Origin of the sequence: Asticcacaulis sp. (genome assembly GCF_020217185.1) — a bacterium.
Taxonomy (GTDB): domain Bacteria; phylum Pseudomonadota; class Alphaproteobacteria; order Caulobacterales; family Caulobacteraceae; genus Asticcacaulis.
The window spans coordinates 1-10,000 of record NZ_JAIWNX010000185.1; the positions used below are offsets into that span (position 1 = coordinate 1).

At 60.0% G+C, this 10,000-nt stretch carries 11 protein-coding genes; 7 read left to right on the plus strand and 4 right to left on the minus strand.

Going from position 1 to position 10,000, the window contains the following annotated elements; all coding sequences use genetic code 11:
* Positions 1 to 283: 283 nt before the first annotated feature.
* Positions 284 to 1,510 carry a putative DNA modification/repair radical SAM protein gene (locus LDL37_RS09135; protein ID WP_290797062.1) on the plus strand — a complete coding sequence of 409 codons (1,227 nt, stop codon included), beginning with the start codon at positions 284 to 286 and terminating at the stop codon, positions 1,508 to 1,510.
* Positions 1,507 to 2,421 carry a TIGR03915 family putative DNA repair protein gene (locus LDL37_RS09140; RefSeq protein ID WP_290797065.1) on the plus strand — a complete coding sequence of 305 codons (915 nt, stop codon included), beginning with the start codon at positions 1,507 to 1,509 and terminating at the stop codon, positions 2,419 to 2,421. The genes LDL37_RS09135 and LDL37_RS09140 overlap by 4 nt, the downstream gene beginning before the upstream one ends.
* Here the strand turns inward: LDL37_RS09140 and LDL37_RS09145 are convergent.
* A complete protein-coding gene (locus LDL37_RS09145) occupies positions 2,391 to 3,557 on the minus strand; it encodes a nucleotide sugar dehydrogenase (protein ID WP_290797067.1) in 1,167 nt (388 codons plus the stop codon). The genes LDL37_RS09140 and LDL37_RS09145 overlap by 31 nt on opposite strands.
* 159 nt (positions 3,558 to 3,716) lie before the next feature.
* A complete protein-coding gene (gene bioB / locus LDL37_RS09150; RefSeq protein WP_290797070.1) occupies positions 3,717 to 4,703 on the minus strand; it encodes a biotin synthase BioB in 987 nt (328 codons plus the stop codon).
* A 301-nt stretch (positions 4,704 to 5,004) separates the two neighbouring features.
* Here bioB and LDL37_RS09155 point away from each other — a divergent pair, with 301 nt between their 5' ends.
* The 3 genes from LDL37_RS09155 to LDL37_RS09165 all read left to right on the plus strand — a co-directional run bounded on the left by LDL37_RS09155 (position 5,005) and on the right by LDL37_RS09165 (position 8,674).
* On the plus strand, positions 5,005 to 5,667 hold the full coding sequence (locus LDL37_RS09155; RefSeq protein WP_290797073.1) for an exopolysaccharide biosynthesis protein: 663 nt from the start codon (positions 5,005 to 5,007) through the stop codon (positions 5,665 to 5,667).
* Positions 5,668 to 6,044: 377 nt separating this feature from the next.
* The gene (gene ahcY / locus LDL37_RS09160) at positions 6,045 to 7,442 is read left to right on the plus strand and encodes an adenosylhomocysteinase (RefSeq protein WP_290797076.1); all 1,398 of its coding nucleotides are present in this window, start codon (positions 6,045 to 6,047) and stop codon (positions 7,440 to 7,442) included.
* Positions 7,443 to 7,609: 167 nt separating this feature from the next.
* Positions 7,610 to 8,674 carry a mannose-1-phosphate guanylyltransferase/mannose-6-phosphate isomerase gene (locus LDL37_RS09165; RefSeq protein ID WP_290797079.1) on the plus strand — a complete coding sequence of 355 codons (1,065 nt, stop codon included), beginning with the start codon at positions 7,610 to 7,612 and terminating at the stop codon, positions 8,672 to 8,674.
* Positions 8,675 to 8,766: 92 nt separating this feature from the next.
* On the opposite strand, the gene LDL37_RS09170 is transcribed toward LDL37_RS09165, so the two are convergent.
* Complete coding sequence (locus tag LDL37_RS09170; RefSeq protein WP_290797082.1) at positions 8,767 to 8,961, minus strand: hypothetical protein; 195 nt, start codon at positions 8,959 to 8,961, stop codon at positions 8,767 to 8,769.
* A gap of 159 nt (positions 8,962 to 9,120) precedes the next feature.
* On the opposite strand from LDL37_RS09170, the gene LDL37_RS09175 reads away from it, so the two are divergent.
* Both LDL37_RS09175 and cutA read left to right on the plus strand, forming a co-directional pair.
* On the plus strand, positions 9,121 to 9,555 hold the full coding sequence (locus LDL37_RS09175; protein ID WP_290797084.1) for a VanZ family protein: 435 nt from the start codon (positions 9,121 to 9,123) through the stop codon (positions 9,553 to 9,555).
* Between the two features lie 39 nt (positions 9,556 to 9,594).
* Positions 9,595 to 9,912, plus strand: coding sequence for a divalent-cation tolerance protein CutA (cutA, locus tag LDL37_RS09180; protein WP_290797087.1), 318 nt, complete (start codon positions 9,595 to 9,597; stop codon positions 9,910 to 9,912).
* Here the strand turns inward: cutA and LDL37_RS09185 are convergent.
* Positions 9,902 to 10,000, minus strand: a 99-nt coding sequence (locus LDL37_RS09185; protein WP_290797089.1) for a DUF1961 family protein, incomplete at its 5' end; no start/stop codon positions are given. The two genes, cutA and LDL37_RS09185, sit on opposite strands and share 11 nt — an antisense overlap.

Genomic DNA, 10,000 nt, shown 5'->3' on the forward strand with positions numbered 1-10,000 from the left:
GAATGTGTCGTCAAAGGCCGGAACTCTGATGGGGTTCCGGTCTTTGTGTTCGGGCACAGGTCGCGCTTGCGCCGCCATTATAAACGACTAGTGATGTCCGTATTTCGGTCTGTCGGGTGAGGCGCCACACTGTCTCCACACATGGGAGGCTCAGATGCGCGAACTCAAATCGACGGCGACGGTTATGATCATGGCCTTTGGCTTTTGTGCCGCTCTGGTGGCCGGTCTTTCGGTAGGTCTGCCGTATTGACGGCGGAGCTTTTGGAACGTATCATGAACAATTATGAAGAAGACGCTGAAGGAACGCCTCGCCATCCTGTCTGATGCCGCCAAGTACGATGCCTCCTGCGCCTCGTCCGGGACGTCGAAGCGCGATTCGTCCTCGGGCGGGCTGGGGTCCACCGAAGGGTCGGGTATCTGCCACGCCTACGCGCCGGACGGGCGTTGCATTTCGCTGCTGAAGATACTGATGACCAACTTCTGTATCTTCGATTGCGCCTACTGCATCAACCGCTCTTCCTCCAATGTCGAGAGGGCGCGCTTTTCGCCGGACGAGGTGGTGTGGCTGACGCTGGAATTCTATCGCCGCAACTATATCGAAGGCCTGTTTCTCTCCTCAGGCATTATCCGCAATTCCGATTACACCATGGAGCAGATGGTACGCATCGCCCGCGATCTGCGGCTGAAGCACGATTTTCGTGGCTATATCCACCTCAAAACCATCCCTGAAGCCTCGGCGGCATTGATCGAAGAGGCGGGGCTCTATGCTGACCGTTTGTCGATCAATATCGAACTGCCGACCGATGCCGGTGTTGAGGCCTTCGCGCCGCAAAAGCACCCGGCCAATATCCGCCGTTCGATGGGTGAATTGAAACAGAAGATCGACGCGGCGTCAGAGCCAACCTACAAAAAGCGCCGCAAGCGCTTCGTGCCGGCTGGGCAATCGACCCAGATGATTATTGGGGCTGACCAAGCGACGGACGCCACTATTCTGGGCTCCAGCGCCGGGCTCTATAGCCGCTTTCGACTGCGCCGCGTCTATTATTCGGCCTTTTCGCCGATACCCGATGCCTCAAAAGTCTTGCCGCTGATCAAGCCGCCGCTGGTGCGCGAACATCGCCTCTATCAGGCCGACTGGCTCTATCGTTTCTATGGGTTCGATATAGGTGAGATCACGGCAGGGCGGCCCGACGGGATGCTCGATCTGGAGTTGGACCCCAAACTCGCCTGGGCGCTGGAAAACCGCGCGCGCTTTCCTGTCGATGTCAACCGCGCGGATAAGGAGATGTTGCTGCGTGTGCCGGGCTTTGGTGTGAAGGCGGTGCAGTCCATCCTCAGCGTGCGGCGCGTTCGGCGGCTGAAGCTGGAGGATTTGCAGCGGCTCAAGGTGTCGTTGCGTAAGGTCAAGCCGTTCGTCGTCACCGCTGACTGGACGCCGGCGCGCCTGATCGACCGCGCCGATCTGCGCACCCTGTTTGCGCCTGAACCTCAGCAACTGGTGCTGCTGTGAAGCGGTTAGACCTGCGCGGGCGCGGCGACTACGGCGAATGGCGCGATGCGGCGCGCGAGGCCCTCAGTCAGGGGCTGTCGCCGAGAGAGGTGGAATGGGGCGCGACCGGCGCGCAGGTGGGCTTGTTTGATAGCGACCTTCCTGCTGATTTTAAGGGAGATACCGCCAGCATTGGCGGAACGACGGCCACGCCCGACCCTTACCTTACCACAGACATCAGGGCAGGGGTCTTCACCGTCCCTTCCGCCTTTGTCGAATTGTCCAAGGCCGTGCTGTGCCATAGCGACCCCAGGCGCTTTGATCTCTGTTATCGCCTGCTGTGGCGGCTTCAGACGGATAGGCATCTGCTGAGCGTGGTGAGCGATCCGGATGTGGCGCTGGCCCATGCCTTTGCCAAATCGGTCGGGCGCGACACGCACAAGATGAAGGCCTTTGTCCGCTTCCGGGAAATCCCGGCGCCGGGACCGCGCCGCGCCTTTGTGGCGTGGTTTGAACCGGAGCATTTTATTGTTGCGCGCACAGCGGGGTTCTTTCAGCGGCGTTTCAATGACATGGACTGGCTGATTGCCACGCCTAAAGGGTCAGCCGCGTGGGATGGTGAGGCGTTGCGCGTTAGTGATGAGCCTGCCGAAAAGCCTGATATTCGCGACGAGACGGATGACCTGTGGCGCACCTATTTCGCCAATATCTTCAATCCCGCGCGCCTGAAGGTGCAGGCCATGCAGTCGGAAATGCCCAAGAAATACTGGAAGAACCTGCCGGAGGCCGAACTGATCCCCGACCTGATCCGCAGCGCCGAACAGCGCGTGCGTGAAATGAAAGAGCGCGGTGCCTCAGACACCGCGCCCAGATTTCATGAACGGCTGCAAAAAAGGGCGGATCAGTCCGAACCAAAAAGATCGCGGGTATAGATCTTGTCGGCGACGTCTTTCAGTTCATCGGCCAGACGATTGGCGATGATGACATCCGACAGGGATTTGAAGGTCTCCAGATCACGGATGACCTTTGAATTGAAGAACTCTTCGGCGTCGAGTGCGGGTTCATAGATCACCACCTCGACGCCCTTGGCCTTGATGCGCTTCATGATGCCCTGCACCGAAGAGTCGCGGAAATTGTCCGAATTGGTCTTCATGGTCAGGCGGTACACCCCCACGACCTTGGGCTTTCTGCGCAGGATGCTCTCGGCAATGAAGTCCTTGCGCGTGGTATTGGCCTCGACAATCGCCTTGATCAGGTTTTGCGGCACTTCGGAATAGTTGGCCAGCAACTGCTTGGTGTCCTTGGGCAGGCAGTAGCCGCCATAGCCAAAGGACGGGTTGTTATAGCCCTTGCCGATACGCGGATCGAGTGACACGCCTTCGATGATCTGGCGCGTATCCAGTCCCAGCGCTTCGGCATAGGAGTCCAGTTCGTTGAAATAGGCGACGCGCATGGCGAGGTATGTATTGGCGAACAGCTTGATCGCCTCGGCCTCATCGCTGTTGGTGAAGAGGACCTCGATGTCCTTTTTCTCTGCGCCGTTTTTCAGCAGGTCGGCAAACAGGCGCGCTTTTTCCGACTGTTCCCCCACAATGATGCGCGACGGATAGAGGTTGTCATAAAGCGCCCGACCTTCGCGCAGGAACTCCGGCGAGAAAACGATGTGGGCGTCGGGGTGCATCGCGCGCAGACGGTTCGTATAGCCCACCGGAATGGTCGATTTGATGACGATGGTGGTTTTTGGATTGACCGACAGGATGCTGGCCGTGGCGGCTTCGATGGAGCGTGTATCGAAGCGATTGGTCGTCACGTCGTAATTGGTCGGCGTCGCGACGATGACGAATTCGGCGTCACTAAAGGCGTCGTGCGCATCCAGTGTGGCGCGGAAGTTGATCGGCTCGCTGCTCAGATAGCGTTCGATATCGGCATCGACGATGGGCGATTTGCCCGCATTGAGCAGGGCGACCTTTTCCGGGACGATGTCAAAGGCCACAACCTCATTATGACGGGCCAGCAACATGGCGTTGGACAGGCCCACATAGCCCATGCCGGCAATACCGATTTTCATTTTCGCCTCATATATCCGGATCAGGTCGGTCGCCGTGACCTTTTTGCTTTCAGAAAGCCTTTAGGCAGACAGAAAGGGAGTTAAGCGGCGACCCAACCCCGCTTCGCTTTATCCCATTGCGAAGCCTTTGGGTATCTGTCGCCTATGGACGCGGTGGATTTATGACGCGGCCATCGGACGCAGGCCGAGCGATTGCAGCAGGAAGGCGTCGGAACCGCGCTCCGGATTGGGCGTGGTCAGAAGCTGATTGCCGACAAAGATCGAATTGGCCCCGGCCAGGAAACACAGGGCCTGAAGTTCTTCGCTCATCTCATTGCGACCGGCCGACAGACGCACCATCGACTTCGGGCACAGGATACGCGCCACGGCGACGGTGCGCACAAATTCGACCGGCGTGACGCCGCCCTTTATTTTGGACAGTTCACCCAGCGGCGTGTTCGATACCGGCACCAGATTATTGATCGGCAGGCTGTCCGGATGGGCGGGCAGGGTGGCCAGCTGGTGCAGGAAGGAGACGCGGTCTTCACGGGTTTCGCCCATGCCAACAATACCGCCGCAGCAGGTCTTCATGCCGACCTCGCGCACGGCTTCCAGCGTGTCGAGGCGCTCCTGATAGGTGCGGGTGGTGACGACGCTCTCGTAATATTCCGGCGAGGTGTCGAGGTTGTGGTTGTAGTAATCGAGCCCGGCCTCTTTCAGCGCCTTGGCCTGATCCGGGGTGATCATGCCCAGCGTCGCGCAGGTTTCGAGCCCCAGCGCCTTTACCTCGGCAATCATCTGGCTGAGGGCCGGCACGTCGCGGTCTTTCAGGTCGCGCCACGCCGCCCCCATGCAGAAGCGCTGGGCCCCGCCGTCACGGGCCGCTTTGGCGGCGCTTAGAACCTCATCGACCGGCATCAGCTTGGAGGCCTTCAGGCCCGTGTCGTGATGCGCCGATTGCGAGCAATAACCGCAGTTTTCGGCGCAGCCGCCCGTCTTGATCGACAGAAGCTGTGACAACTGGATTTCCGACGGGTCGAAGTGCTGACGATGCACGGTGGCGGCGCGATAGACCAGTTCCATGAACGGCAGGTCGAACAGGGCGGCGATTTCCGTCTTCGTCCAGTCGTGGCGCACAGTGGCGAAGGTCGGGGCGGTATCGGGCATGGTGTTCACTTTCTCCTCCCTGTGCCGAAGGCATTGGGGAGGTGGCGTTTGAGCGGTAGCGAAAATGACGGAGGGGGAGTATGCCAAGCTTGCCAAGGTTGCGGCCCTTGACATTTCGGAGGCCTCCCCCTCCACCATCATCGCTGCGCTCGATGGTCCCCCTCCCCACCGCGTCGCGGCAGGGAGGAGAGGTTGACCCTCGTCTAGCGCGATCAGGCAAACCGGTCAAACCCGACACATGACAGCCCACAGACGGCGCGTTATGGTAACGGCGTTGTCGCTGTGCTTGTGGAGATTCGCCATGCCTGATGCTACCGCCCCCCAACACGGGATCAGGGCTTCGCAACTGGTTGACGATCTGGCCGACTCGTTTGGCGATGCGCCCACCGTGACGGTCGGTACCCTGCTCAAAAACCTTGAAGGCCGCGGGCTGGGGCTGTTGCTGATCATTCTGGCCCTGCCGATCTGCATCCCCAACATTCCGGGCATTTCCACCCTGTTTGGTCTGCTGCTGATCGGGCCATCGATCCAGATGCTACTGGGGCACAAGGCATTGTGGATGCCGGGCTTCATCAAGAACTGGGCGTTCAAGGGCGAGACCCTGCGCGGAGCCTTTCGCGCCTGTGGCGTCGTGCTGCGTAAGGTGGAGTTTCTGACCCGGCCACGACTGATCTTCCTGACACGCGGGGTGTGGCTGTTCTATGCCGGTGCGCAGACGCTTCTGATGGCGCTGATCCTCCTGCTGCCCATGCCGGGGGCCAATGTCATTCCGGGTATCGCCGTGGTGCTGACGGGGCTGGGCCTGCTGCAAAGGGACGGGGTCTGTCTGCTGCTGTCCTTCCCCGTGGCGGTCGGTGCGACAGCCTGGGTTTATTTCGGGGCGCGCTACGTGATCGACTTTGCGCTTTGGGTGTGGGAGTGGGGGCAGGACGTGATTAATCTGGCTTTTTCGAGCGCGTTATGATCCCTGATAGGCTCAGCAGTACCAATGCAAGGCCTGCCCAAAAACTTCCATGCATGAAAAAGGCATACGGGGGATATACCCATAGGAGGGCGGCACCATTATCGCTCCAATGCTTGAACGCGTAATCTGTCAGCACAAGAGGTGTTACAGTCAGGATGAGACCTGTCAGGGCAAAGCAAACGAATAGGAGTCCCTTTTTCATCCCTCCCTCCAAAATCAACTTGAACGACGTTCAATAAGCGCTTTTATTGCCGTGTAAGTCAAGGTCGTGGGAGTCTATTTTTTTCATCCATATAAAGACATCTTTATATCTTGATTGCATCCGGCGCCGTGGCCCGCTATAAGACGGCAACATTTGAAACTATGGATGCACCCCTATGGCCGCTCAAGACTTTATTGTAAAAGACCTGTCCCTCGCTGACTGGGGCCGCAAGGAACTCGACATCGCCGAAGGCGAAATGCCGGGCCTGATGGCGACGCGCGAAGAATACGGTCCGTCGCAGCCGCTGAAAGGCGCGCGCATCGCCGGTTCGCTGCACATGACCATCCAGACGGGCGTGCTGATCGAGACGCTTCAGGCGCTGGGGGCCGAGGTGCGCTGGGCCTCGTGCAACATTTTCTCGACGCAGGACCACGCCGCCGCCGCCATCGCCGCCAAGGGCACGCCGGTCTTTGCGATCAAGGGTGAAACCCTCGAAGAATACTGGGACTACGCGCACAAGATCTTCGAATGGCACGACGGCGGCTATCCGAACCTGATCCTCGATGACGGCGGCGATGCGACCCTGCTGACCGTGCTGGGGCCGAAGGCCGAAAAGGACGCTTCGATCCTCGACAACCCGACCAATGAGGAAGAAGAAGCCCTCTATAAGGTCATGAAGCGTTATCTGAAGGAAAAGCCGGGCTTCTATTCGGCCATCCGCGACGCCATCACCGGCGTGTCTGAGGAAACCACCACGGGTGTCCACCGCCTGTACGCCATGGCGCAGAAGGGCGAGCTGCCCTTCCCGGCGATCAACGTCAACGACTCGGTGACCAAGTCGAAGTTCGACAACCTCTATGGCTGCCGTGAATCGCTGGTCGATGCCATCCGCCGCGCCACCGACGTCATGCTGGCCGGTAAGGTCGCGGTCGTCCTCGGCTATGGCGATGTGGGCAAGGGTTCGGCCGCGTCGCTGCGCAATGGCGGGGCGCGCGTCATCGTCACCGAAATCGACCCTATCTGCGCCCTTCAGGCCGCCATGGAAGGCTACGAAGTCCGCACCGTCGAAGAGGTGGCCAAGGTCGGCGATATCTTCGTCACCGCCACCGGCAACAAGGACGTCCTGCGCCTTGAGCACATGCGCGAGATGAAGCACAACGCCATCGTCTGTAACATCGGTCACTTCGACTCGGAAATTCAGGTCGCCTCCTTGCGCAACTACAAGTGGGACGAGATCAAGCCGCAGGTCCACCACGTGGAATTTCCGGATGGCAAGAAGATCATCGTCCTGTCGGAAGGGCGTCTGGTCAATCTCGGCAACGCCACCGGCCACCCGTCCTTCGTCATGTCGGCCTCGTTCACCAACCAGACCCTGGCGCAGATCGAGTTGTGGACCAACAACAAGGCCTATGACAAGCAGGTCTATACCCTGCCGAAGAAGCTCGACGAAAAGGTCGCCCTGCTGCACCTCGAAAAGCTGGGGGCCAAGCTGACGACGCTCAATGCGGAACAGGCCGACTATATCGGCGTGCCGGTCGAAGGCCCGTTCAAGCCGGAACACTATCGTTACTGATATTTCCTAAAGGCTGTCCCCATCTTACAAGACCTCCGGTATCACCGGAGGTCTTGACTTTTTACAGCCCTATCCCGGTAAAGTCCGTCATCCAGTTGCCTAACCGGTATTCGTCGGCGCATAGTCGCTCACCTGTCCGGAAACAGTTTGTATTCCAAGGATGATTTATGAAAATCTTACCGGTCATCATGTCGGGCGGGTCGGGTACGCGCCTGTGGCCCCTGTCCACGCCTGAACAGCCCAAGCAGTTTCACGCGCTGGCCACCCAGCACACCATGATTCAGGAAACGGCGCTGCGTCTGTCGGGGGCAGGGTTTCTGAAACCTGTGGTCATTTGCGGCAAAAGCCACGAAGCGCTGGCGACGGCGCAGCTTGAGGCCATTGACCTCACGCCGCAGGCGGTCGTGCTCGAACCCTTTGCGCGTAATACGGCGGCGGTGGCGGCGGTGGCGGCCCTGATCGGTCTGGAGATCGACCCGGAGGCGCTGGTTCTGCTGGTGCCTGCCGATCACATGATCTCAAAGCCGGAGGTGTTCCGCGACGCCCTTGACCGGGCCGCCGCGACGGCCACGGACCGCATCGTCACCTTTGGCATCACCCCCACCGCTCCGGAGACGGGCTTCGGCTACATCCAGCGCGGCGAGCGGCTGGCCGAGGGCGTCTATGGTATCCGTCGCTTCCTCGAAAAGCCAAACTTTGAAACCGCCCAAAGCTATGTCGCCGATGGCGGCTATGACTGGAATGCCGGTATCTTTCTCTTCTCACCGCAGGTGATGCTGGAGGAGCTGAACCGATATGAGCCGGATGTCCTCACTGCCACGCAGCAGGCTTTCGACAAGGCCGCGACGCAGGGCGTGACCCGCACGCTTGACCCGGAAGGTTTCAAACTCTGTCCTTCTATCTCCATCGACTATGCGGTGATGGAGCGCACCTCACGCGCCGCGACGGCCCCTTGTGATATTGGCTGGGCGGACGTGGGCGGGTTCAGTGAACTGTGGCGTCTGGGGGCCAAGGATGACGTCGGCAACCATGCGCAGGGGCGCACCATCCTGATCGATGCCCACAACTGCCTGATCCGCGCCGAAGGGCCGCCTGTGGCCATTATCGGGCTCGATGACATTATGGTCGTGTCCACGCCGTCGGGTATCGTCGTGGCCCCCATTTCGCGCGCACAGGACGTCAAGCTGGCGGCAGAAGCGGCTAAGCGGCTGAGCGAAGTCAGTGACAGCTAGGGAGATGTAGAGCGAAATGATTTATTTCGCTCAAGCCGCCATTGAGCGGCGGCCAAGGTGGCGGAGCCACCGCCCGGCGAGGGACTAATCATCTAGTGCCGGGTCGCCAGACCCGCCACCAATGCCCAGAAACCGCTGCAAGAGATAAACAGGCCCAGCAGTGTCCATTTCAGCGGCATCTTGGCTTCGATGACCGCGTGGGTGTCCAGCGCGCACAGAAGGCCGCCGTCGTTTGCGGGTTTGGAGGCTTTCGAGGGCGTGTTCAGCTTCGCAGTATCAGGGCGCATACAGGGTTCCGGCGTGTGGAGTTCCACGCACCCTAGCTGCGCAGGGTTAAATAAGCGTCGATGCGTGCGTGATTAATGCGATCAGTGGGTATTAACGCGTTTTGCCATCCTTTTGTTTACCCTGCGCGCTTAGGGTGCAGACGCAAACGAGAGGTCGCCATGTCACGCGCACAGAAAGCCTTGCTGTACATCCGTATCTGCCTGGCCCTGCTCACGGTGACGGTCGCGGTGCTGGTGCTGGGGCCGTTTTCCGGTGCCGAACAGGCTTTTGGTCTGACCGACAAGGAAGCGCACATCATCGCCTTCTTTGCCCTGACGCTGATGCTGCAACTGGCCTTTCCGCGCGTGCGGCGCACAGACCTGGCTCTGGGGGTGCTGGTGCTCGGGGCGCTGATCGAGGTGGCGCAACTCTTTACCGGACGCAGCGCCAGTGTCGGCGACTGGCTGGCTGACCTGATCGGCGTCAGCGTCGCCACCCTGCCGTCCTATGCCGAAACCTTCCGCCACTATGTGCGGCTGGGCCATCGCGCGCCACGCCGCCGCCCAGAAGATGCAGCCAAGCGGTCAAAGGCGTCTCAGTCCTCACGCCTCTAAGGGCTTTGGCAGAGGCAGATGGCGGGCTATAACCTGTCTATGACCGATCTTATGACCGTTTCCATCACCTGTGCCGATGCCAATGAGGCCGAACGCATCGCGGAGCTTCTGGTAACGCAGAAGCTGGCGGCCTGTGTGCAGTGTGCACCGCTGCGCTCGACCTATGTATGGCAGGGGAAGGTGGAAACGGCCGATGAGATCGGCCTGACGATCAAGACCCTGCGCGACAAACTCCCGGCGCTGGCGGCGGCGGTAAAGGCCGCCCATAGCTACGAGGTGCCGGAACTGATCGCCACGCGCATCGAGTGGGCCAGCGCCGACTACGAACAGTGGCTGAGGGACGCGCTTAAGCCTTGAATTTGCGCACTTCGAGATCGGCATATTCGGCGACCAGCGGAGCCATCTGACGAAAGCCGATGCTGCCGCCGGTGGGCCATTGGCGATC

Coding starts and splice junctions, on each gene's coding strand:
- LDL37_RS09135 (WP_290797062.1), top strand. CDS start 284: ATGAAGAAGACGCTGAAGGAACGCCTCGCCATCCTGTCTGATGCCGCC.
- LDL37_RS09145 (WP_290797067.1), bottom strand. CDS start 3,557: ATGAAAATCGGTATTGCCGGCATGGGCTATGTGGGCCTGTCCAACGCC.
- bioB (WP_290797070.1), bottom strand. CDS start 4,703: ATGCCCGATACCGCCCCGACCTTCGCCACTGTGCGCCACGACTGGACG.
- LDL37_RS09155 (WP_290797073.1), top strand. CDS start 5,005: ATGCCTGATGCTACCGCCCCCCAACACGGGATCAGGGCTTCGCAACTG.
- ahcY (WP_290797076.1), top strand. CDS start 6,045: ATGGCCGCTCAAGACTTTATTGTAAAAGACCTGTCCCTCGCTGACTGG.
- LDL37_RS09165 (WP_290797079.1), top strand. CDS start 7,610: ATGAAAATCTTACCGGTCATCATGTCGGGCGGGTCGGGTACGCGCCTG.
- LDL37_RS09170 (WP_290797082.1), bottom strand. CDS start 8,961: ATGCGCCCTGATACTGCGAAGCTGAACACGCCCTCGAAAGCCTCCAAA.
- LDL37_RS09175 (WP_290797084.1), top strand. CDS start 9,121: ATGTCACGCGCACAGAAAGCCTTGCTGTACATCCGTATCTGCCTGGCC.
- cutA (WP_290797087.1), top strand. CDS start 9,595: ATGACCGATCTTATGACCGTTTCCATCACCTGTGCCGATGCCAATGAG.